At 73.6% G+C, this 22,204-nt stretch carries 21 protein-coding genes and 1 pseudogene; 9 read left to right on the forward strand and 13 right to left on the reverse strand.

Features of this window, described 5'->3' with window-relative positions:
• The first annotated feature begins 455 nt into the window (after window positions 1–455).
• Window positions 456–2,147 carry a class F sortase gene (locus ACIBPC_RS07205; RefSeq protein ID WP_398841863.1) on the forward strand — a complete coding sequence of 564 codons (1,692 nt, stop codon included), beginning with the start codon at window positions 456–458 and terminating at the stop codon, window positions 2,145–2,147.
• On the opposite strand, the gene ACIBPC_RS07210 is transcribed toward ACIBPC_RS07205, so the two are convergent.
• The 10 genes and pseudogenes from ACIBPC_RS07210 to ACIBPC_RS07255 all read right to left on the reverse strand — a co-directional run bounded on the left by ACIBPC_RS07210 (window position 2,057) and on the right by ACIBPC_RS07255 (window position 10,716).
• Entirely contained in the window at window positions 2,057–2,821 is a 765-nt protein-coding gene (locus tag ACIBPC_RS07210; RefSeq protein WP_398841865.1) for an alpha/beta hydrolase family protein, read from the reverse strand. The two genes, ACIBPC_RS07205 and ACIBPC_RS07210, sit on opposite strands and share 91 nt — an antisense overlap.
• An 11-nt stretch (window positions 2,822–2,832) precedes the next feature.
• Window positions 2,833–4,080, reverse strand: a complete 1,248-nt coding sequence (kynU, locus tag ACIBPC_RS07215; protein ID WP_362957487.1) for a kynureninase — start codon at window positions 4,078–4,080, stop codon at window positions 2,833–2,835.
• Window positions 4,081–4,094: 14 nt separating this feature from the next.
• Window positions 4,095–4,934, reverse strand: coding sequence for a tryptophan 2,3-dioxygenase family protein (locus ACIBPC_RS07220; protein ID WP_362957484.1), 840 nt, complete (start codon window positions 4,932–4,934; stop codon window positions 4,095–4,097).
• Window positions 4,935–5,029: 95 nt separating this feature from the next.
• A complete protein-coding gene (locus tag ACIBPC_RS07225) occupies window positions 5,030–5,443 on the reverse strand; it encodes a DUF3151 domain-containing protein (protein ID WP_362957481.1) in 414 nt (137 codons plus the stop codon).
• A 64-nt stretch (window positions 5,444–5,507) separates the two neighbouring features.
• The gene (gene fbaA, locus ACIBPC_RS07230) at window positions 5,508–6,530 is read right to left on the reverse strand and encodes a class II fructose-bisphosphate aldolase (protein WP_362957478.1); all 1,023 of its coding nucleotides are present in this window, start codon (window positions 6,528–6,530) and stop codon (window positions 5,508–5,510) included.
• A gap of 206 nt (window positions 6,531–6,736) precedes the next feature.
• A complete protein-coding gene (gene pyrE / locus ACIBPC_RS07235; RefSeq protein WP_362957475.1) occupies window positions 6,737–7,273 on the reverse strand; it encodes an orotate phosphoribosyltransferase in 537 nt (178 codons plus the stop codon).
• A 48-nt stretch (window positions 7,274–7,321) separates the two neighbouring features.
• Window positions 7,322–8,110 (reverse strand): aldose 1-epimerase, encoded by a 789-nt coding sequence (locus tag ACIBPC_RS07240; protein ID WP_398842990.1) that lies wholly within the window; start codon window positions 8,108–8,110, stop codon window positions 7,322–7,324.
• A gap of 140 nt (window positions 8,111–8,250) precedes the next feature.
• On the reverse strand, window positions 8,251–9,300 hold the full coding sequence (locus tag ACIBPC_RS07245) for an SRPBCC domain-containing protein (RefSeq protein ID WP_398841868.1): 1,050 nt from the start codon (window positions 9,298–9,300) through the stop codon (window positions 8,251–8,253).
• A gap of 94 nt (window positions 9,301–9,394) precedes the next feature.
• Window positions 9,395–10,147: pseudogene (locus ACIBPC_RS07250) on the reverse strand (spermidine synthase); the annotation flags it as partial.
• On the reverse strand, window positions 10,144–10,716 hold the full coding sequence (locus tag ACIBPC_RS07255; protein ID WP_362957469.1) for a DUF2617 family protein: 573 nt from the start codon (window positions 10,714–10,716) through the stop codon (window positions 10,144–10,146). The pseudogene ACIBPC_RS07250 and the gene ACIBPC_RS07255, both read right to left, overlap by 4 nt.
• 399 nt (window positions 10,717–11,115) lie before the next feature.
• Here ACIBPC_RS07255 and ACIBPC_RS07260 point away from each other — a divergent pair, with 399 nt between their 5' ends.
• The 5 genes from ACIBPC_RS07260 (at window position 11,116) to ACIBPC_RS07280 (ending at window position 17,789) form a co-directional block, all read left to right on the forward strand.
• Window positions 11,116–12,879: an ABC transporter family substrate-binding protein gene (locus ACIBPC_RS07260; protein WP_398841870.1), complete on the forward strand. Its 1,764-nt coding sequence runs from the start codon at window positions 11,116–11,118 to the stop codon at window positions 12,877–12,879.
• 220 nt (window positions 12,880–13,099) lie between these two features.
• A complete protein-coding gene (locus ACIBPC_RS07265; protein WP_398841872.1) occupies window positions 13,100–14,611 on the forward strand; it encodes an ABC transporter permease in 1,512 nt (503 codons plus the stop codon).
• Between the two features lie 12 nt (window positions 14,612–14,623).
• Entirely contained in the window at window positions 14,624–15,631 is a 1,008-nt protein-coding gene (locus ACIBPC_RS07270; RefSeq protein ID WP_398841874.1) for an ABC transporter permease, read from the forward strand.
• 8 nt (window positions 15,632–15,639) lie between these two features.
• Window positions 15,640–16,773, forward strand: coding sequence for an ABC transporter ATP-binding protein (locus ACIBPC_RS07275; protein WP_398841876.1), 1,134 nt, complete (start codon window positions 15,640–15,642; stop codon window positions 16,771–16,773).
• Entirely contained in the window at window positions 16,770–17,789 is a 1,020-nt protein-coding gene (locus tag ACIBPC_RS07280; protein ID WP_362957455.1) for a dipeptide ABC transporter ATP-binding protein, read from the forward strand. Before ACIBPC_RS07275 ends, ACIBPC_RS07280 begins: the two co-directional genes overlap by 4 nt.
• A gap of 93 nt (window positions 17,790–17,882) precedes the next feature.
• On the opposite strand, the gene ACIBPC_RS07285 is transcribed toward ACIBPC_RS07280, so the two are convergent.
• A complete protein-coding gene (locus ACIBPC_RS07285; RefSeq protein ID WP_398841878.1) occupies window positions 17,883–18,359 on the reverse strand; it encodes a MarR family transcriptional regulator in 477 nt (158 codons plus the stop codon).
• Window positions 18,360–18,393: 34 nt separating this feature from the next.
• The gene (locus tag ACIBPC_RS07290) at window positions 18,394–19,200 is read right to left on the reverse strand and encodes a class I SAM-dependent methyltransferase (protein ID WP_398841880.1); all 807 of its coding nucleotides are present in this window, start codon (window positions 19,198–19,200) and stop codon (window positions 18,394–18,396) included.
• Window positions 19,201–19,252: 52 nt separating this feature from the next.
• Between ACIBPC_RS07290 and ACIBPC_RS07295 the strand changes: the two genes are divergently transcribed.
• The 3 genes from ACIBPC_RS07295 to ACIBPC_RS07305 all read left to right on the forward strand — a co-directional run bounded on the left by ACIBPC_RS07295 (window position 19,253) and on the right by ACIBPC_RS07305 (window position 21,703).
• Window positions 19,253–19,831, forward strand: a complete 579-nt coding sequence (locus ACIBPC_RS07295; RefSeq protein ID WP_398841882.1) for a TetR/AcrR family transcriptional regulator — start codon at window positions 19,253–19,255, stop codon at window positions 19,829–19,831.
• A 198-nt stretch (window positions 19,832–20,029) separates the two neighbouring features.
• Window positions 20,030–20,791 carry a DUF4232 domain-containing protein gene (locus tag ACIBPC_RS07300; protein WP_398841883.1) on the forward strand — a complete coding sequence of 254 codons (762 nt, stop codon included), beginning with the start codon at window positions 20,030–20,032 and terminating at the stop codon, window positions 20,789–20,791.
• Window positions 20,792–20,938: 147 nt separating this feature from the next.
• On the forward strand, window positions 20,939–21,703 hold the full coding sequence (locus tag ACIBPC_RS07305; RefSeq protein WP_398841884.1) for a group II truncated hemoglobin: 765 nt from the start codon (window positions 20,939–20,941) through the stop codon (window positions 21,701–21,703).
• Between the two features lie 3 nt (window positions 21,704–21,706).
• On the opposite strand, the gene ACIBPC_RS07310 is transcribed toward ACIBPC_RS07305, so the two are convergent.
• Window positions 21,707–22,135: an SgcJ/EcaC family oxidoreductase gene (locus ACIBPC_RS07310; RefSeq protein ID WP_398841886.1), complete on the reverse strand. Its 429-nt coding sequence runs from the start codon at window positions 22,133–22,135 to the stop codon at window positions 21,707–21,709.
• Window positions 22,136–22,204 lie beyond the last annotated feature (69 nt).

Raw genomic sequence — 22,204 nt, forward strand, 5'->3', positions numbered from 1 at the left:
CGGCGCAGGCGCGGCGCGCCGACGGCGGGCAGGGCCCCGACGACGCGCGGAAGGCCTCCGAGCCCCGGCGCACGAAGCGCACCGGCGCGCCGGACACGGCGCAGACACAACACGCCGCACGCACGACGCGCCCCGGACCGGCATCCCGCGAAGCCGGTGCGGACAAGCCGCGGGGCGGCGCACCGGACACACCTCCGCCAGGACGTCCGGCGGACGCCGACGGGAGTCGGGCGCAGAAGGCCGGTACGGACAAGCCGCGGGGCGGCGCTTCCGGCGCCTCTCCCCTCGGACCCGCCGCGGAGACGGGCGACCGCGCGACGCCGCCCGTATCGATGGCCAAGTCCAGCGGCACGGCGAAGACGGCTGGCTCCGGCGACGCCAACAGCCGGACGGAAGAAGCCGGTGCACTCCCCCGCCGACCTGCGGCAGGGACGAGCGGCCGCGCGACGCCGCCCGTGCCGGTCACCAAGGCCAGCGGCACGGCGAAGACGCCTCGCACCGCACCGCCGGAACGCGCCGGGAAGCGGGCCGTCGCACCAACGGGCGAGGCACGCTCCTCCGCCGGACACACTTCGGGTGCGGCGAAGTCCGGCAAGGCCGACGACGGCGGGAAGCGCCGGTGGCTCAGTCGGCGCAAGGGCGGGGAGGCGGCGCCTACCGCGCCCTCCTCGGTGGAGGAGAAGCCCGCACCGCGACCGGACGGCGCCGTGCCCGTCCTCGCGCCGCCGCCGGGCACGTCCCCGAAGGGGCGTGGCAGGAGCCGGTTCGGTCGGCGGCGCGGAGCCGCCCCCGAGACGGCGGCCCCGGCGAAGCGCGGGCCCCGGCACGCGGCCGGGCCGGGGAAGAAGCCGACCGGCGAGGCCGAACGGCCGGGACGCCACCGCAAGGCGGGCGGCCCCGCCGCACCGGCCCCGGCGTCCGGTCCCGGCCGTCACCGCAAGGCCGGGCCCGCGGCTCAGGCACAGGCCACCCCCGCGAAGCCCGCGCCCGCCCCACCGCAGGCCGCCAAGCCCCAGCCTGCGCAATCCCAGACCGCCAAGACCCCGGCGGCCAAGCCCCAGACCACCAAGCCCGCCGAGCCCGTCCCCGCGCAGGCCGGGGCGGCGCGCAGGCGGCGCATCCCCGCGCCCCTGTTCATCGCCCTCCAGATCCTCCTCCTCGGCCTCCCCGGCATCGGCAGCCGCCTCGGCCGCCGCATCGCCTTCCGCGTCGCGCCCCGCCTGGCGGGCCGCCTCGGCTGGATCGCCGTCGCCGTCCGCGCCGTACGCCTCGCCCGCCGCTACGGCCCCACCGTCCGCGCCCGCGCCAAGGCGGCGGCCAAGGCGCGCCGCGCCCGCAAGGCGAAGCGCAGCGGCAAACGCTCCACGCGCCACCAGCGCCTCGCCCTGCGCACCCGCCGCTGGGAGACGCTCGCCGCCGTCGCGACGGTCACCGCCACCGTGGTGGCCGGGCTGCTCGCGACCGGCCCGGACGACGCGGGCGTGCGGGAGGCCCGTTCTTCCAGCGACATCGCGGACGGCGTGTCCAGGCCGGGCGCGGTGGACGCGCCGGGCGCCGCGCCCGACGCGGGCTCGACGGCCGACCTCGGCGCGGTCGGGCAGCCGTCCGCCTTCGTCGCCCCGCCGCTGGCCAGGTCGGTACCGGAGCGCATCCACATCCCGCAGCTGGGCACGGACGTGGAGGTCTTCGGCGCGGCGCTCGGCACGGACGGCGGCCCCCCGTCGCCCGCCGAGGAGGACGCGATGCGCGCCGCCTGGTACTCGGGCGGTGTCTCGCCGGGCGAGCAGGGCGCGGCCATCGTCGTCGGCCACCTGGACACGTACACGGGGCCCGCCGCGTTCGCCGGGCTCGGGCAGCTCCGGCCGGGCGAGAACATCGAGATCGAGCGCGAGGACGGCCAGACCGCCGTGTTCACCGTGGACTCGGTCGAGCAGTACCCGAAGAGCGACTTCCCCGACGAGCGCGTGTACGGCGCGGTCGGCACGCCGCAGCTGCGCCTGATCACCTGCGGCGGCCGGTGGACGCAGGACGGCGGCTACGACTCGAACATCGTCGCCTACGCCCGGCTGACCGGCACGCTCCCGCCGCCCATGACCTCGGACAGCAGCCAGGAGCAGGCCGGGGTGCCGGGGGTGAACGGCGCGTAGTGCCCGACGTTCGGCAGGCGTACGAGCCGGGCGTCGTGGCGCAGCGCGTACGACTCGGACAGGTGCGGCGGCACCTGTCCGTCCGCCGTGCCGTGGACCAGCAGGACGGGCGCGGGCGGGCGGGGCAGGGCCATCGGGTCGGCGAGGGGCAGGAGTTCGGCCGTGCGGTCGCCGAGCAGTTCCGCGACCGCGCCCCGGCTGAGCCGCAGTTCGTGCGCGCGGGCCAGGTCGGCGACGGGTGCGACGGCCACGGTCCGCGCCACCCGCCCGGCGTCCCGCGCGGCGGCCCACAGGGCGAGGTGGCCGCCCGCCGAGTGCCCGGCCAGGACGGCGGGGCGGGCGCCTGGGAGCGCGGCGAGCGCGTCGAGGGCGGCCGTCACGTCGTCGGGCGTCGCGGGCCAGCCGCCGCCCCCGCCCACGCGGCGGTACTCCACGAGCGCCACCCCGGTGCCCCGCCCGGCCAGCGCGCGGGCGAACGGGACGAGGTGCGTCCGGTCGTACGCCTCCCGCCAGAAGCCGCCGTGCAGCAGGACGACGCCGGGCGCGCCGGGACCGCCGTACAGGTCCACGACCTGCGAGGGGTGCGGCCCGTAGCGCACCGTGCGGTCGGGCGCGCCGGTGCCGCCGGGCGGCGGGGTCAGCAGCTCGGCCAGCTCCAGGTCGTCCTGCGGCACGCCCCCGGCCGTCATCCCTCTGCGCCCAGGGTGACGCGCCGCAGGACGCGGACGGCGCGCAGGGTGTCGGCGAACGAGGTGTACAGCGGCGTGAAGCCGAAGCGCAGGAGGTCAGGCGGCCTGAAGTCGCCGACGACGCCGGCCGCGATCAGGCGTTCCATCACGGCCGCCGCGTCCGGGTGGCGCAGGGCGATCTGGCTGCCGCGCCGCGCGTGCTCGGCGGGGGTGACGGACTCGACGGTGCCGGGCGGCAGTTCGGCGGCGACACGGTCGAGGAAGAAGTCGGTGAGGGCGAGGCTCTTGGCGCGCACGGCGGTGATGTCCACGCCGTCCCAGACGTCGAGGGCGGCGTCGAGCGCGAGCAGCGACAGGATGTCGGGCGTGCCGACGCGGCCGCGCGCCGCGCCCTGCGCCGGGGTGTGGTCGGCGGCCATGGCGAACGGGTCGGCGTGCGAGTTCCAGCCGGGCAGCGGCGAGTCGAACGCGGCGAGGCGGTCGGGGCGCACGGCGAGGAACGCGGGGGCGCCGGGGCCGCCGTTGAGGTACTTGTAGGTGCAGCCCACGGCGTAGTCCACGCGGTGCGCGTCGAGCCCGACGGGGACGGCGCCCGCGCTGTGGCACAGGTCCCAGACGACGGGGGCGCCCGCCGCGTGGACGGCGGCGGTGATGCCGGGCAGGTCGTGCAGCTCGCCGGTGCGGTAGTCGACGTGGTTGACCAGCGCCACCGCCGTACGCCGCCCTGCCGCCGCCGCGATGCCCCCGGCGGGGACGGGGCGGAGGGCGCGGCCGGTGAGGCGGGCGGCGGACCGGGCGAGGTAGCCGTCCGTGGGGAAGGACGCGGCGTCCACGAGGATCTCGTCGCGGTCGTCGGGCACCGTGCGCACGGCCGCGACCAGGGCCTTGAACAGGTTGACGCTGGTCGAGTCGCCGACGACGACCTGCCCCGGGCCGCTGCCGACGAGCGGCGCGATGCGGTCGCCGACCCGTTCCGGCGCGGTCCACCAGCCGGACTCCGTCCAGGAGCGGATGCGCAGCCGCCCCCACTCGTGCGCGACGACCTCGGCGAGGCGCCCGGGGACGGCGCGGGGCAGGGCGCCGAGCGAGTTGCCGTCGAGGTAGACGGTGTCGTCGAGGACGAACGCGGCGCGCCGGTCGCGCAGCGGATCGGCGGCGTCGAGCGCGGCGGCCCGCGCGTCGGGTGTCGGGTCGGGCGCAGTCGGTTCGGGCGCAGTCGGTTCGGGAGCTGTCGGTTCAGCCATGGGACCCGATGGGATCAGACGAGGCCACGGGCCGTCCACAGTTCGGGGAAGACCGGCTGGCGCGCCCGCTTCTCCAGCCAGGCGACCCCGGCCGAGCCGCCGGTGCCCTGCTTGCCGCCCATCGCGCGGCGGGTGGCGGCCAGGTGGTCGTTGCGCCAGCGCCAGACCAGTTCCGCCACCTCGGTGAGCGCCTCGCCGAGCGGCAGCAGCGGCGGGGTCTCCTCGGCGTAGACGCGCTGCCAGGCGGCCTCGACGGCGGGGTGCGGCTCGTACCGCGCGGTGCGGTCGCGTTCCAGCACCTCGGGCGGGATGGCGAGGCCGTGGCGGGCGAGGACGGCGAGCGCCTCGTCGTAGAGGCTCGGCTCGTGCAGCGCCTCGGTCAGCTCGGCGTGCACGCGGGGGCTGCCCCGGTGCGGCACGAGCAGGGACGCGGACTTCTCGCCGAGCAGGAACTCCACGCGCCGGTACATCGCGGACTGGAAGCCGGAGCCGTCGCCGAGGGCGGGCCGGAAGGCGTTGAACTGGCGGGGCGTGAGGCGTGCCAGGGGCTCCCAGGACGCGTTGAGCGCCCGCAGCTCGTGCGCGGACCGGTCGAGTGCCGCGAGCGCGGTGGGCATGTCACCGGCGCGCAGCGCGCCGCAGGCGGTGCGCCACTCGTGGACGAGCAGCGTGAACCACAGCTCCATCACCTGGGTGGTGATGAGGAACGCGGGCTCGCCCGGGTCGTCGGTGAGCGTCTGCTGGAGGTGGGTCAGGGTCTCGGCGTGGACGTAGTCCTCGTAGGGCGTGGCGTCCGCTCCGAAGTCGAGCGTGGGCCCTGGGCTGTCAGGGCGCTGTGCGTCGGGGTGCGACATCGTCGTTGCCTCCTCCCCCGCCAGCGTACGGTCCCGCACGCGGCAAGGCGCCCCGCCCGAGGGGGGCGGGGCGCCTCGAACGGCCGTGGCGTGCGTCAGGACAGCGTGTCGGCCGCGGTGGGCGAGCTGTCGCGGAGGAACTGCGCGCAGCGCTTGAACTCCTCCTCCTCGCCGATCGCCTGCGCGGCGCGGGCGAGGGCGTGCAGGGCGCGCAGGAAGCCGCGGTTGGGCTCGTGCTCCCACGGGATCGGGCCGGTGCCGCGCCAGCCGCTGCGCCGCAGCGCGTCAAGACCGCGGTGGTAGCCGGTCCGCGCGTAGGCGTACGACTCGACGGTGCGGCCGTCCGCGAACGCGTCGTCGGCCAGCTGCGCCCAGGCCAGGGAGGACGCCGGATGGGCGGCGGCCACCTCGGCCGGGGCCGTGCCGGCGGCGAGCAGGCCGCGCGGCTCCGGGTCATCGGGCAGATGGGTCGGGGGCGGGCCCCCGAGCAGGTTCTCGTGAATGGCCATGCCGTCCAGTCTGCCCCACGTCCCGGACCGCGGCGGTGGCGTCCCGGGCCCGCGGCGGGCGTGCCTACTTCAGGCGGGTGCCGGTGGAGCGGAGGTGGGCGCACGCCTGGGTGACGCGCTCGGCCATGCCCGCCTCGGCCAGCTTGCCCCAGCTGCGCGGGTCGTAGGCCTTCTTGTTGCCGACCTCGCCGTCCACCTTGAGGACGCCGTCGTAGTTGCGGAAGGCGTGGTCCACGATCGGGCGGGTGAACGCGTACTGGGTGTCGGTGTCCAGGTTCATCTTGACCACGCCGTTCCCCAGGGCGGTGGCGATCTCCTCCTCGGAGGAGCCGGAGCCGCCGTGGAAGACGAAGTCGAACGGGGACTGCTTGCCGAAGCGCTCGGCCACGCCCTCCTGGAGGTCCTTCAGCAGGTCGGGGCGGAGGACGACGTTGCCCGGCTTGTAGACGCCGTGGACGTTGCCGAAGGACGCGGCCAGCAGGTAGCGGCCCTTCTCCCCCAGGCCCAGGGCCTCGGCGGTGCGGACGGCGTCGTCGACGGTGGTGTAGAGCTTGTCGTTGATCTCGTGGGTGACGCCGTCCTCCTCGCCGCCGGTCGGGGTGATCTCGACCTCCAGGACGATGCGGGCGGCGGCGGCGAGGGCGAGCAGCTCCTCGGCGATCTCCAGGTTGTGCTGGAGGGTCTCCGCCGAGCCGTCCCACATGTGGGACTGGAACAGCGGGTTCTCCCCGCGGTCCACCCGCTCCTTGGAGAGGGCGAGCAGCGGCCGGACATAGCCGTCCAGCTTGTCCTTGGGGCAGTGGTCGGTGTGCAGCGCGACGTTGACGGGGTACTTCTCGGCCACGATGTGCGCGAACTCGGCGAGCGCCGACGCCCCGGAGACCATGTCCTTGCTGTACTGGCCGCCGAGGAACTCGGCGCCGCCGGTGGAGATCTGGACGATGCCGTCGCTCTCCGCCTCGGCGAAGCCGCGCAGGGCGGCGTGCAGGGTCTGCGTCGAGGTGACGTTGATGGCCGGGTAGGCGAACTGGCCTGCCTTCGCCCGGTCGAGCATCTCGTTGTAGACCTCGGGGGTCGCGATGGGCATCTGTCCGCTCCTTGATGTGTACGGTGCGACGGCTCTGGAGATCAGGGGAGCCTGGAGAACGACGTCATCGTCGCGCTTATCCTCCCAGACGGCCGCTCGCGATCCGGGCGCCCCGGGAACCGTTTCACGTGAAACAACTACCGTCCGTGATCACCGCAGGTGGGTACCGGCGCGTCGCGCCCCCGGGGACGGCGGGCCGGGTGGGGTCACGCCCGGCCGAGGTCGGCGAGGTCGTAGGCCCGGTAGTAGGGCAGCCCGGCCTGCTCGACGGCCGGGGCGGCGCCGCGTTCCACGATCACCGCGACGCCCACGACCTCGGCGCCCGCCTCCCGCAGCGCGGTGACGGCGGTCAGGACCGAGCCGCCGGTGGTGGAGGTGTCCTCCACGGCCAGCACCCGGCGGCCCGCGACATCGGGCCCCTCGATCCGGCGCTGGAGGCCGTGCGTCTTCTCGGTCTTGCGCACGACGAACGAGTCCAGCCGGCGTCCGCGCGCCGCCGCCGCGTGCAGCATGGCCGCGGCGACCGGGTCGGCGCCCAGCGTCAGACCGCCCACCGCCTCGTAGTCCAGGTCGGCGGTGAGGTCGAGCATCACCCGGCCGACCAGCGGCGCGGCCTCGCCGTCCAGCGTGATCCGGCGCAGATCCACATACCAGTCGGCCTCGCGGCCCGAGGAGAGCACGACCCTGCCCTCGACGACGGCCTTCTCCTTGATCTGCTCAAGCAGCTCATCACGCACGCTCATGGCACGAGACCCTATGCCAGGCCGTCCGGCACGGGACGCCGTCCCCCGTCAGGGCGCCAGGGAGCGCCATGTCCAGGTGGTGGAGATCTCCAGCGGCTCCAGCTCGGTGACCCGGCGCGGCGCGCTGTTGAGCCCGTCCGGCGGCCCGGACTGCGGCTCGACGCAGACGGCCTCGGCCATCTCGTCGTAGACCACGGCCCAGGGGGCGCGGCTGGCGACCTTCAGCTCCAGCAGTTCCGGCCAGGTGAGGGTGACGTCCACGCCGTCCGGCATGCCGAAGCAGTCGTCCCACGGGCCGGGTTCCGGGGCGATCCGCCGGCCGGTCGGCAGGTGGTCCTCGCCGCGCTCCTCCTGCCACGCGGCGGTGAAGCCGATCTCGACGTCACGGCCGCCGGGGGCGAGCGTGCGCAGGAACCAGGGGTGCCAGCCCGCCTGGGCGGGGAACGAGTCGCCGAGCGTCTCGACGCCGAGGGTGAGCGTCAGCCCGCCGCCATCCGGGGCCAGCTCGACGAGCTGGGTGACGCGCCCCGGCCAGGGCCAGGGGTCGGTCAGGTCGCACAGAAAGGCGGCCGAGCCGGCGTCGGCGCGCACGGTGCGCCAGGCGCGCCGCCTGACCGTGCCGTGGATGGCGTGCGGGCCCGCGTCGCGCGGCAGCTGGTGGACGGTGCCGCCGTCGGTGAACCGGCCGTCCCGCGTCCGGCCGCACCAGGGGGCCATCACGAACGAGCCGTACCGGTCGCCCTGGCGCAGCACCTCGGTCCCGGCGATCCGCAGGGACGAGAGCCGGGCGCCCTGGTCGGGGCGGACGGTCAGCTCGGTGTCCCCGGCGCGCAGCAGGACCTCCCCGGCGGATGCGGCGCTGTGCTGTGCGGCGCTGGCCTGTCCTGCGGCGCCGTGGCGCTGGGTGTCATGGGTGGTCACTCCATGACGATAACGATCCGCTGTAGGTAAATCCTAGAGAAGCCGGTGGCGCGGTCTCAGGGGCCCGCCGTGTACCGGCGGCGCAGGACCCCGACGAGGACCGCGCCCGCCACGGCCACGGCCGCCGCGGGCGCCGCCCAGCGCAGCACGGCGGACGGGCCCGCCACCCGGCCGGGCGCGGGCTCGGGGGCGTACCGGCCGCGCGGCGGGGCGTGGTCCACCTCCTCGGCGCTGCGGCCGATCATCGTGCGCCGCGCGAAGTCCGCCTCGGGTTCGGGGACGTCGGCGCCGACCGCGGCCGGGTCGTCGTCCTCCACCAGGGCGAGTTCCTCGGGCGTCAGCTCGTCGTCGGCCAGTTCGTCGATCAGCTCGTCCTCGCCGTCGAGGCCACTGCCGTTGACCGGTCCGCGCTCGGCCGCGCCGCCCAGCGGGCGGGCGAGCGGGTCGGCGGAGAGGGGGCCGGACGAGCGCAGCTCCTCGTCGGGCGCCTCCTGCGGCGCGGCCGCCTCCGGCTCGACGGCGGACGGGGTGTGCCCCGGCTCCGGCTCGGGTCCGCTCGCGGCCGGGATGCCGGGGATGGCCCGTTCGTTGTCGTCCGGCTCGCCGATGCCGCCGGGGGGCGGCGCCACCGACTCGTGCACCAGTTCGTCGGCCAGCGTCTCGGCGAAACGGTCCAGCACGCGGCGGCCGACCGACTCCAGCCGGTCGGGCTCCACCTCGGCCAGCCGCCCGGCGGCGTCCACGGTGGCGCCGAACGCGAGCGTCGTCCCCGAGCCGTCCGCCACCGGGCGCGGGACCACGGTCAGCACCAGGTGCACCGAGCCGTCGCCCCTGGCCTCCTCGCCCTTGCCCTCGACCGCGACGCCCTCGCCACGCTCCGTGACGGTCAGCGTCCCGCGGTAGGTGATCGTGGAGGAGCCGACGCGCAGCCGCAGCCTGCCGCGCAGCACGGACGGCGCGTCGGGTCCCGGCGTGTCCGGCGGCGGCTTCTCCCCGGCGGCCAGCTGAAGCCCGGGGACGCAGCGGGCCACCCGCACCGGGTCCGTGAACGCGCGGCGCACGACGGTGGCGGACAGGGGGACGTAGACCTCGTGCTCCATGGCCATGGCGCGGAGCCTACCCACACACGGTGATCGGATCACTTATCTGTCGATCGCACGCCGCGCCCTCCACGCCCGCGGCGGGCCCCCGGCGCTCCTCCAGCGCCCGCTCGGCGGCCCGCTCCAGCGGGGCGACGAAGGCGGCGCCGGCCAGCAGCGCGATGATCACGCCCGCGTTCAGCGCGAGCAGCGTCCGGCGGGCGCGGCGGGACAGGTCGTCCCGGAAGAGCCAGAGCACCAGCAGGCCACCCGCCAGCGCGTTCACCACACCCGTGAAGAGGGCGGCGCTCAACTGGCCGAAAATCGGCAGGAGAAGAAAGGGGAAGGCGAGGCCGCCCAGCAGCGCCCCCACGTAGTCGGCCGCCGACAGGTCGGCGACGGCGCGCCCCGCGTCCTGCCGGCGGACACGCTGGATGAGCGTCATCAGCAGCGGCATCTCGGCCCCGATGAGCACGCCCATCGCCAGCGAGAGGCAGACGAGGACCGGCCGCGCCTCGCCGAAGAGCAGGAAGCACAGATAGAGGGTGATCGCGGAGCAGCCCCCGATGAGCGCGAGCCCCGCCTCGATGAGGCCGAAACCGGCCGACGCGCGGGCCCGCAGCCGCTTCGCGCCGAGGGAGCCTATGCCCATCGCGAAGACCATCAGGGAGAGCACGACGGAGGTGTGCGTCACGGTGTCGCCGACGAAGTAGTCGGCGAGGGCGATCAGCTCCAGTTCGTAGACCAGGCCGCACGCGGCGCAGACGAAGACGGCCGCCAGGACCACGCAGCGCCCCGCCCCCGCCGACACGGGCAGCACGGCCGCCGCAGAGCGGTCCGCCGCGGGCCGCTCGGTGTCGTACGTGTCGATCATGAACCGAACGTTACGTCACACCTCGGGTTCACCTTGTCACCCACAGGAGTGGAATCCGGCTCATCTGTCGCGCCGGTCACGCGTGTTCGGGTCGCGACGAGGCACTGCTCCTGCGGGTACGCGTGCCAGGTCCGCCAGTGCACCTGCCCGCCGCGCCGCTGCGCGAGGAGGGCCGTGAAGGCGTTCGGGTCGCCGGGGAACATCGCCGCGAGCCCGTGCGGATGCTCCGCGACGAGCGCCAGCAGCTCCTGCGCCCGCCCCGCGAACGACCCGGGGCTGAGGCTCTCGACCCGCGCCGCGAACTCGTACTCGAAGTTGTCCAGCCGCCGGGACACCCCCAGGGGCAGCGGTGTGTTGCTGCCCGGCATGCACGCGACCGTCTCCGAGCACCTCCCCCCGCCGCCCTCCAGCAGGACCTGGTGCGACGCCCCCAGCACCCGCAGCTCCACGCGGACGCCCGCGAGCCGCAGGTCCAGGGTCGCCAGCGAGGGGAGCGGTTCCCGGCCGAGCGCCCAGGCGAGGTCGCCGGCCCGGGTGTCGGTGAACGTGGTGGTGATCGTGGTGAGCATGGGTCGGCCCCCGCGTGCGCGCAGTAGAGGGTGTGCGGCGGCGAGACCCGCCCCCCGGAGACAACGACTCCACCGAACCACGGATGGGAGGGGGCCCACAGGCTTTTGGCCCAACTTCACCAGGTTTCCATCCCCTCGGGGGCAGGGTGGCTCACCTGTTCACCCGCCGCCCGCACGCATAGCGAACAGATATGCAAAGTCAACGCGCGGAGACTCCCGAAGCCGCACGCCAAATGCCCGACTTTTTACAGATATCCACCATTTTGCAGATAACAGGTCAGCGTGCTTCACATCTCGGCTGCACAACGGTCACCCGGGCGCACTTGTTCGCGCCCACTTCTGTGAGGAAGCTCAGCCCAACTTCACACCAGAAGTCATGACACCGTGGAAGGCCCGAAGATGACCCGATTCGGCAGAACGTCGAAGCTCGTCGCGGCTGCGCTGGGAGGAGCCCTCGTCCTCTCCGCCTGTGGCAGCAGCGACGATGACAGCGGAGGCGACGACGAGAGCACTGGCGCGTCCGGCGGCCCCAGTGGCACCGTGACCTACGCCATGGCACAGCCCTGGCAGGCCTGGAACGTCGCCACCGCCGGCGCGAACAGCGTCGCGAACGGCCAGGTCATGGAGCAGGTGATCTCCGGCTTCTGGACGTTCGGCAACGAAGACGGTCAGCCGATCCCCAACGAGGACTTCGGCACCTACGAGAAGGTCTCCGACGACCCGCTGACCGTGAACTACACGATCAACGACGCCGCCGTGTGGTCCGACGGCACGCCGATCGACTGCGACGACATCCTCATGTGGTGGACCGTCCAGTCCGGCGCGTTCGACGGCCTCTTCTCCGCCGTGGGCACCCAGGGCGTCGAGGACACCGAGCGTCCCGAGTGCGCGCCCGGCGACAAGTCGTTCACCCTGCTGTACAACGAGCCGTTCGCCGACTGGGAGACCGTCGGCCCCGGCCACGGCAACAACGCGATGCTGCCCGCGCACGTCGTGTCGGAGCAGGGCGGCTTCTCGTCCGAGGAGGACTTCATCGCCGCCCTCCAGGGCGACGACGCGTCCGCCCTCGAGGCCGCCGCCGAGTTCTACAACAACGGCTGGCTGATCTCCGGCGCCCTGCCGGACGCGGCCCTCATACCGTCCTCCGGCCCGTACATCGTCACCGAGTACGTGCCCGAGCAGTCGATCACGCTGACCGTGAACCCCGAGTGGTGGGGCGAGCCGCCGGCCGCCGAGACGATCGTCTTCCGCACCATCCCGGACGAGGAGCAGGTCCAGGCGCTGCAGAACGGCGAGGTGGACATCATCGAGCCTCAGCCGACGGTGGACATCGCCCAGCAGATCCAGGCCGCGTCCAACGTGGCCAACGAGGTCGGCGACGAGTACACCTACGAGCACCTCGACTTCAACTTCAACGACGGTGTCTTCGCGGACAACCTCGCGCTGCGCCAGGCGTTCTCGCTCTGCGTGCCGCGTGAGCAGCTCGTCGACAACCTGATCCGCCCGGTCGTCCCGGACAGCACGGTCAAGGAAGCGCGCAACGTCGCTCCCTGGGACCCGGGCTACCAGGAGGCCGTCGACGCCTCGCAGGCCTCGATCGACGAGTACGGCGTGCAGGACATCGAGCGCGCCCGCGAGATCCTCGAGGAGGAGGACGCGGTCGGCACCACGGTCGTCCTCGGCACCCTGGAGAACCAGCGTCGTGTCGACGCCGGTGCCCTGATCAAGTCCGCGTGTGACGAGGCCGGCTTCAACGTCGACTTCCAGCCCGCCGCCGACTTCTTCGACACCAACGGCGCCCTGGCCCAGAACCGCTTCGACGTCGCCATGTTCGCGTGGGCCGGTTCCCCGGACCGCGCCGGCTGGAACTCGACCTACCGCACGGTCACCGAGTGCTCCCCCGAGGGCAAGGGCAACAACAACGGCTGCTACTCGTCGCCCGAGATGGACGAGCTGCTCGACCAGGTCCTGCGCACCTCCGACGAGGCCGAGGCCGTCGAGCTGACCGCCCAGGTCGAGGCGCTGCTGTGGGAGGACATGGTCACCATCCCGCTGTACCAGCACCCGGGCATCACCGCCTGGGGCCAGACGGTGGAGAACGTGATCCCCAACCCGTCCCAGAACGGCATCACCTGGAACGCGGACCAGTGGAGCAAGTCCTGATCTACGCCTAGCGCGCACCGTCCGGTGCGGCCGGCCCGCCGGCCCGCCGCACCGGACACCGCGCGTGACGCGTACGCCATCAGCACCCGGCACGTGCAGCACCATCCACACGCCGGGCGGGGCCGGGGGGCCAGTGTCCTCCGGCCCCGCTCCGCGTCCGGCGGCTCCTCCACCGCCATGTCCGCCCCCGCCCCCCTGAACAACCTGGAGTCAGCGCACCATGCTCGTCTTCATTGCGCGGCGGCTCTTCGTCTCGATCTGGGTCTTCCTCGCCGCCTCGGTGTTGGTCTTCATCCTTTCGACCAACGTCAGGGACCCACTCGCCGAAGCGCGCCAGCTTCCCGACTCGGCTCGCGAGAGCGCCATCCGCGCCATCACCGAGCGCATGCACCTCGATGATCCGATCCTCCTCCGGTACCTGCGCTGGCTCGGCGACGCCCTCACCGGAAACCTCGGCACCAACCGCCAGGGACAAGACGTCAACGCGATGCTGGAGAACGCGTTCTCCGCGACCATCCAGCTCATCACCGGCGCCACGGTCCTCGCCATCGTGCTCGGCATCACGATCGGCGTCATATCCGCGCTGCGGCAGTACTCGGCGCTGGACCAGTCCGTGACGTTCGTCGCGTTCATCTGCTTCTCGCTGCCCCTGTTCTGGGTCGGCACGCTGCTGAAGCAGTTCCTGGCCCTCGACTTCAACGACTGGCTGGCCGATCCGCAGATCTCACCGCTGTTCATCGGCGGGATCGCGTTGATCACCGGCCTGTTCTGCGGCGGCGTCGTCGTCGGCGACCGCCGCTCCCGCCTCACCGCCTTCGTGAGCTCCACCGCCGCGATGGCGGTTCTGCTGTGGGTGCTGTCGGCCACCGAGTGGTTCTCCGACCCCGGCCTCGGCCCCGTCGTCGTCGCGATCACCGCGATCGGCGGCGCCATCGGCTTCACGACGCTGGTCAGCGGTCTCGAATGGAAGCCGCCGCTCCAGGCGGCCCTGGCCGCCGCGGTCCTCGGCATCATCGCGTACTTCGCGCTCGACCCGGTCCTCGACGACCCGCAGCTGATCACGATCGTCCTGCTCGCGCTGGTGACGGCCGGCATCTGCTTCGCCCTCGGCTGGTTCCTCGGCGGCGACCTGTACCGGCGCAACGCCATCCCGGCGGCGATCTTCACCGGCCTGTTCGCGGGCGCCGTGATCTTCACCGACCGGATGCTCCAGTCGTTCAAGGACTACAGCGACTCGGTCGGCAACCGGCCGATCTCCACGGTGGGCGCCGAGACGCCGAACTACGACGGCACGTTCTGGGAGAGCGGCCTCGACTCGTTCGGCCACCTCGCGCTGCCGACCCTGGCGCTGGTCCTGATCTCCCTCGCCACGTACTCGCGCTACACCCGCGCGAGCATGCTGGAGGTCATGAACCAGGACTACGTGCGCACCGGCCGGGCCAAGGGCCTGAGCGAGCGCGCCGTGGTCACCCGCCACGTCCTGCGCAACGGCCTGATCCCCATCACCACGCTGGTCGCCTACGACATCGGCACGATCGTCGGCGGCGCCGTCGTCACCGAGCAGGTCTTCGGCTGGTCGGCGATGGGCAACCTGCTGTTCACGGGCATCGCCCAGGGCGACCCGATGCCGATCATGGCGTTCTACGTCGTGAGCGGTGGCGCGATCGTCGTCTTCAACATGGTCGCGGACATCGCGTACGCCTTCCTCGACCCCCGTATCCGCCTGTCGTAAAGGAGACTGGCCATGACGCGCAACGCGCAGCCGGCCGGGGCGGAAACGGCCCCGGCGGCGCCGGGTACGGCGGACGCCGCCGCGCTCGGACTCAACATCGTCGCCCGTTCCCAGGGCCAGCTGATCAGGCGCCGGTTCTTCCGGCACCGCGGCGCCCTGTTCGGGATGTTCCTCTTCCTCGTGGTCGTCGTGCTGTCCGTCAGCTCGATCGGCCTGGGACCGATCCCCGGCTGGTGGGACAAGTCCCCGACCGCCACCGGCTCCGTGAGCGGTGACGCGGGCCCGACGCTGTCGGTCCTGCCGTCGTTCCTCGGCGGCGGCGGCGTGCACCTGGGCGAGCACCCGTTCGGCCAGGACAACATCGGCCGCGACTACTTCGCGCTCACCATGCGCGGCACGCAGGTGTCGCTGATGATCGCGGTCATCGTCGGCCTGGTCTCGACCGTCGTCGGTACGATCATCGGTGCCGCCGCCGGGTACTTCCGCGGCTGGATCGAGTCGGTCCTGATGCGGCTCACGGACGTCGTGATCGCCATCCCGACGCTGCTGATCGCCGGTCTGATCGGCTCCATCGTGGCGGGCAAGGGCGTCGTGCTCTTCGCGCTCTTCCTCGGCCTGTGCCTGTGGACGCAGATCGCCCGCCTGGTGCGCGGCGAGGTGCTGTCGCTGCGGGAGAAGGAGTACGTGGAGGCGGCCCGTTCGGTCGGCACCCCGGCCCGGCGGATCATCTTCAAGCACATCCTGCCCAACACCATGGGCATCATCATCGTGTCGGCGACGCTGGCGATCGCGAGCGCCGTGCTGACCGAGTCGGCGCTGTCGTTCCTCGACCTGGGCGTCCAGCCGCCGGACACCTCGCTCGGCCGCCAGATCAACGACTACCGCACGGCTCTGACCGTCCGCCCCTGGCTGTTCTACTGGCCGGGCGTGTTCATCATCGCCATCGCGCTGTCGGTCAACTTCATCGGCGACGGCCTGCGTGACGCCTTCGATCCCCGACAGACCCGGGTGCGTGACTGATGTCTTCCATGATCCCTCCCGTGAACACCCCGGCGCCCGCGCCGGGCGGCGACGCGTCGGTGACCGACGCCGCCGAAGAGGTGCACAACGCCCTCACGCTCGCGCAGGCCAAGCCGCCGTCGGACGAGGCGATCCTCACCGTCGAGAACCTGACGGTGGAGTTCCCCACGGACGACGGCCTGGTCCGCGCCGTGCGCGGCATCGACTACACGCTGCATGCCCGCGAGGTGCTCGGCATCGTCGGCGAGTCCGGCTCGGGCAAGTCGGTGTCGTCGATGGCCGTCATGGGCCTGCTGCCGAAGAACGCCCGGGTGCGCGGCAGCATCAGGTACCGCGGCCAGGACCTGCTGGCGCTGCGCCCCAAGGAGCAGCGCGCGCTGCGCGGCCGGAAGATCGCCATGATCTTCCAGGACCCGATGACGTCGCTGAACCCGGTGCGCTCCGTCGGCGACCAGCTGGCCGAGGCCGTGCTGGCGCACCACCTCGTGCCGCGCAAGCAGGCGCTGGCGCGGGCCAAGGAGATGCTCGACCTGGTCGGCATCCCGCAGGCCGACAAGCGGCTGAAGGCGTATCCGCACGAGTTCTCCGGCGGTATGCGGCAGCGCGTGATGATCGCGATGGCGATCATCAACGACCCGGACGTGATCATCGCCGACGAGCCGACGACGGCCCTCGACGTGACCGTCCAGGCGCAGATCCTGGAGAAGCTCCTGGAGGTCAAGGACGAGGTCAACGCGGCGATCCTGATGATCACGCACGACCTCGGCGTGATCGCGGGCATGGCGCACCGGACGCTCGTGATGTACGCGGGCAAGCCGGTCGAGGTCGGCTCGACGGACCAGGTGTTCTACGAGCCGCGCATGCCGTACACCGCGGGCCTGCTGGGCTCCATCCCGTCCCTGGAGGGCGAGCGCGACGGGCGGCTGCGTCCCATCAAGGGCACGCCGCCGTCGCTGATCAGCCTGCCCAGGGGCTGCCCGTTCTCGCCCCGCTGCCCGCTGGCCACCGACGTGTGCCGCGAGAGCGAGCCCGAGCTGACCGAGACGGAGGACGGCCACCTGGCCGCCTGCCACCACAGCGACCGACTGGCCGCCGCGGAGGACGCGACGGCGTTCTTCCGCTCTCCCGAGGAGGGCCGATGACCACCCTGACGAAGACGAAGGAACTGCTGAACGTCACCGATCTGGTGGTGAACTTCCCCGTGCGCGGCGGCGGTCTGATCCGCCGTGTCGTGGGGCAGGTCCAGGCGGTCAGCGGCGTGTCCCTGTCGGTGAACGAGGGCGAGACGCTCGGCGTCGTCGGCGAGTCGGGCTGCGGCAAGTCCACGACGGGCCGCGCCCTGCTCCAGCTGATCAAGCCGACGTCGGGCTCGGTCACGTTCGACGGCCAGGAGATCACCGGTCTGTCGGCGAGCCAGCTGCGCCCGGTGCAGCGCAAGGCGGGCATGGTCTTCCAGGACCCGTACGCCTCGCTGAACCCCCGGCTGCCGGTGAACGACATCATCGCCGAGCCGCTGAAGGTGCAGGGCCTGTACCGGGACGGCGGCAAGGAGCGCGTGGCCGAGCTGCTGTCGCTCGTCGGCCTGAGCCCCGAGCACGGCAACCGCTACCCGCACGAGTTCTCCGGCGGCCAGCGCCAGCGCATCGGCATCGCCCGCGCGCTCGCGCTGAACCCGAAGCTGCTGGTGCTGGACGAGCCGGTGTCGGCGCTCGACGTGTCGGTGCAGGCGGGTGTGGTGAACCTGCTGGAGGACCTCCAGGACCGCCTGGGCGTGGCGTACGTGTTCATCGCGCACGACCTGTCCGTGGTGCGGCACATCTCGGACCGCGTCGCGGTGATGTACCTCGGCAAGGTCGTGGAGACGGGGACGCGCGAGGACGTGTACGAGCGCCCGTCGCACCCGTACACGCAGGCGCTGCTGTCGGCGGCCCCGCTGGCGGATCCGAAGAAGGAGCGCAAGCGGCGCCGCACGGTCCTCACCGGCGACGTGCCCAGCCCGCTCGACCCGCCGAGCGGCTGCCGTTTCCGGACGCGCTGCTGGAAGGCGCAGGACATCTGCGCCACGGAGGAACCGGTCCTGAAGGACCGGGGCCAGGGTCACCCGGTCGCCTGCCACTTCGCGGAGGAGGCGGCGCCGGTCACGGTCGCGGCCGTCTGACGAACGGCGCGCGGAGTCTTCCACGGGCTCCAGGGGAACGCCTCCCGCACCCGGTCACGAGCCGGGGCGGGGGGCGTTTCCGCTTGTGTGCGGTCAGGTGGCCGGGGTGCCGCCGGTGTTGCGGATCATGCGCTGGAGGACGCGGACGGTGGTGGCGTAGTCGGCGTCGTCGATGCCCGCGTGGATGAGGTCGCGTATCCGCGGGGTGTGCTCCTTGAGGCGGGCGCGCGCCGCCTCGCCCTCGTCGGTGATCCACAGCCGCCCGTCGCCGTCGCGGGTGAGCCAGCCGCGGCCGAGGAGGACCTCCGCCTCGGCGGCGAGGTCGTCCTCGCGGCGGAGGTACGTGCGCATGGCGTCGTGCAGTTCGGCGAGGGTCATGCCGTGGCCGTCGGGCGAGATGTCGTGCGGCGAGAGGTTGCGGAGCAGCCAGTACTGGGGCTGGGTGAAGCCGAGTGCGGCCTGTTCGGCGCGGATGAACGCGATGGTGGCCTCGTGGGCGAGTCCGGTCCAGTAGGCGACGGGCTGGGCTGCGGTCTCGGCGTCGGTCTCGGCGGTGTGCTGGTCGGTCATGGGACAGACCGTAGGAGTTCAAGCTCGCTTGAGGTCAAGCGCCGCGCGCCGCGACGAGGGCGACGGTCGCGTACCGCATCGTGAACGAGCCGCCCGCCGCGTCGATCGCCGCCCCGACGCCGTCGAGCACCACCGCCAGCGCGTCCGGCGGGAGCCGGGTGAACGCGCCCTGCGTCGGCAGCTGGTCGAGCCAGGCGTCGCGGGTGTACGTCCACTCCCAGTCGTGGCGCCACAGCTCGGGCTCGCCGAACGCGCCGCTCGCCCGCACACCCTCGGCCGCCGCGTCCGTCAGCGCGCCGTACGCGCCGAGGTCGCCCCGGCCCATGGCCCCCGCGTCGAACGGCGCGCCGGGCAGCGCGCGGCGGCAGACGTCCGCCACGGCGTCGCCGAGCGCGGCGGGAAAGGTGAAGACGTTCCAGAACGGCGCGAGCAGCCCGCCGGGGCGCAGGGCGCGCGCGGCGCGGGCCGCCCCGGCGGCCGGGTCGATCCAGTGCCACGCCTGCCCGGCCACCACGGCGTCGAAGACGCGGCCGCGCGGGTCCCAGTCCTCGAACGCCGCCACCTCCACCTCCTCCCCGAGGCGCCGGGCGACCTCGGCCATGCGCGGGTCGGGTTCGACGCCGAGGACGCGGCAGCCGGCGGCGCGGAACTGGCGGGCGGCGATGCCGGTGCCCGTTCCGACGTCGAGCACCGCGGGCCCTGCGGCGGCGATCCGTTCGACGAGGGCCTGGGGGTAACGGGGGCGGGCGCGGTCGTAGCGGTCGGCGTCCGTGCCGAACGACTCGGCGACGGCGCGCAGTTCATGGGAGCGGCGGGAGGGTTCCGACGGTAGGGTGGGCATGCGCCCACTATGAATGGGCGCTCGCCCACTCGTCAACCGGAAGGACCCCGCGATGCCGACCGGAGTGGCCCTGCGCGACGCGCGACGCCAGCTCTTCGACGCCGCGGAGCGCCTCCTGCTCCGCGCCGGCCCGCACGCCCTGACCAGCCGCGCCGTCACCACCGAGGCGGGCTGCGCCAAGGGCGTGCTGCACCGGCACTTCGCCGACTTCGACGCGTTCCTCGCCGCCCTCGTCCAGGAGCGCGCCGCCGCCCCCGCCGAGGCCGCCGCCGCCGACCTGCGCGCCCGCGCCGGGACGGGCACCGTCGCCGACAACGTCACGGACGCCCTCACCGGCTTCTTCACCCCGGTGACGGTCGCGCTCGTCGCCCTGATCACCTTCCGCGACGACCTGCGCGCCCTCCTGCGCGCCACCACCCCCGTCGGCATCCCCGTGCTCACCGAGGCGACGACCGCACTCGCCGCGTACCTCGCCGACGAACGCGACCGCGGCCGCCTCGCCCCCGGCGCGGCCGTGGACGTCCTGGCCCCCACCCTGACCGGCACGGCCCACCTCCTCCACGCCGACCGCACCACCCCGCCGCCCGCCCCCGAGGAGCTGCGCCGGACGGTGGCGGCGCTCCTCGGCTGACGGCGCCCCGGGGGCGTTCCGGCGTTCGCCGCGTCCCGTCCCGCCATTCGAGGCGGGGCCGTTCGCGCAGGTCAGCGGCGTGGGACTGTCCCAGCGACCCGAACCGGCGGCATGCGCTGGCCGGTGGGACGGAAACGGGGACAAGCTGCGGTCGTCCGGCCAACCAGGTCCGGTCCGACCGACGAGAGAGCAGACATCATGACCACCAGCGCCCCCCGCCGCCGTACCCGTCTCCGCGCCATCGCCGCCGCCCTCGGCGCCACCCTCGCGCTGACGCTCACCGCCTGCCAGGACGACGAGGAGACGGGCAGCATCGGCGAGACCGCGCCGCAGTCGCCCAGCGTGCAGATGCCGGCGGACCCGGAGAGTGACGACGAGGCGACGGCGGACGGCGCCGAGGACGGGGGCACGGGCGAGGCCGGGGGCGAGGCCCCGGGTGACGGCGCGGGCGAGGGCGACGGCGCGGAGGAGTACCCCGGCACGCACACCCCGGGCGACGGCACGCTCGAAGGCGGCGCCGGCGAGTCCGCCGAGGACACCGTCCCCTGCACCGACGCGAACACCCAGCTGACCGTCACCCCGGTCGAGCGCCCCATCAACCACGTCCTGCTCACCGCGACCAACACCGGCACCGAGACGTGCTTCGCCTGGTACGCGCCCTACCTCCGCTTCGACGACGCCCAGGCCCCCACGCCCCGCATCGAGGACAGCGTGCCGCAGGCCGTCGTCGGCCTGGCGCCCGGCGAGTCCGCGTACGCCGCGATCCTCACCTCCGACCCGACGGGCGAGGCGCCGGACACCCGCATCGCGACCAGCCTCGGCGTCCAGTTCTCCGGCCCCGACGACCAGGGCACGGGCGACCTGACGGAGGTCGCGCTCCCCGACGGCGAGCTGTACATGGACTCCTCCGCGCAGGTCACCTACTGGCAGTCGTCGCCCGACCTCGCCCTCATCTGGTGACACGCCCAGCACCGCGCCCCCGCCGGAACGGTCCCCACCGTCCCGGCGGGGCGGCGGCCGTTCCGATTGGGCCGGGAGCGAAACCGTCTCGTCTTCCCGTTCGAAAAGACTGATCATGGCGGCGGAACGAGCCCCCGGGAGGTCGCCGTGACCGTCGAGTACATCCGCTACCGCATAGCCGACCCCGAGCGCAGGGCCGCGTTCGAGGCGTCCTACGCCACCGCCGCCGCGCAGCTCGACGCCGCGCCGCAGTGCCTCGCGTACGAGCTGTCCCACGGCGTCGAGGAGCCGGACCGCTACATCCTGCGCATCGAGTGGACCTCGGTCCCCGACCACGAGCAGGGCTTCCGCGGCGGCCCGCACTTCCCGCCGTTCCTCGCGGCGATCCGCGGCTGGATCGGGGACATCGAGGAGATGAAGCACTACGAGCGGACCGCCGTGGTCTCCTCCCCCGGCACCGCCGCCCGCCCCGCCACGCTGTACGAGGCCGTGGGCGGCACGGACGTCCTGCGCCGCCTGAGCGACACGTTCTACGAGGGCGTGCTCGCCGATCCGCTGCTCGCGCCCGTCTTCGCGGACTTCACCCGTGCGCACGTCGAGCACGTCGCCGTCTGGCTGGCCGAGGTCTTCGGCGGCCCGGCGGACTTCACCGCGGACCTCGGCGGCCACCAGTCGCTGCTGCGCTCGCACCTCGGCCTGTCGATCACCGAGGAGCAGCGCGTCCGCTGGATGGAGCTGATGGCCGGGGCCGTCGCGAAGGAGCTGCCGGACGACGCGGTGCTGCGCCGCCGCGTCCTGGAGTACTTCGACTGGGGCACGAGGATCGCCCGCGACGTCTCGGCCGACCCGGTCGGCACCGACCTCGGCGAGCCGGGCCCCACGCCGCGCTGGGGCTGGGACGGCCTGGCCTGACCGTCAGGCGCCCCGCTCGAAGAGGGCGGTCAGGCGCAGCAGGAGCCGGTTCCGCCTGGTGTTCTGGAACGCGGCGCAGCGCCACCGCCCGTCCGCGCCCCTGACCATGGCGTACGTCTGCACCTTGTCGAGCCGTACGCGGCCCGGCTTCCCGACGCCGCCCTCGGTCAGGACGACGGCGGCGCCGGGGCCGACCGGCCGGACGTCGAGGACGCGGTAGCCCATCCGGCTGCCCTTCTGCCACTTCCCGAAGACGGGCACGTGCGCCCGTTCGATCTCCGCGCGCCCGCGGTACGCCCGCCCCAGGTAGACCACATAGCTGGCGTCCTCGGTGAACTCCCGCGCGTACGCCGCCGCGTCGCCGCCGTCCCAGGCGGCGGCGATGCGGTCGAGCGCGTCCTCGACCGTGTCCTCGTGCGCACCGACGTCCATGACACACCCTGCCCTTCGCGCTACTATTGTCTGCACGGACGCAACAGTTGCATCGACGCAGACAACAGT

Origin of the sequence: Streptomyces sp. NPDC049879 (genome assembly GCF_044461265.1) — a bacterium.
Taxonomy (GTDB): Bacteria; Actinomycetota; Actinomycetes; order Streptomycetales; family Streptomycetaceae; genus Streptomyces.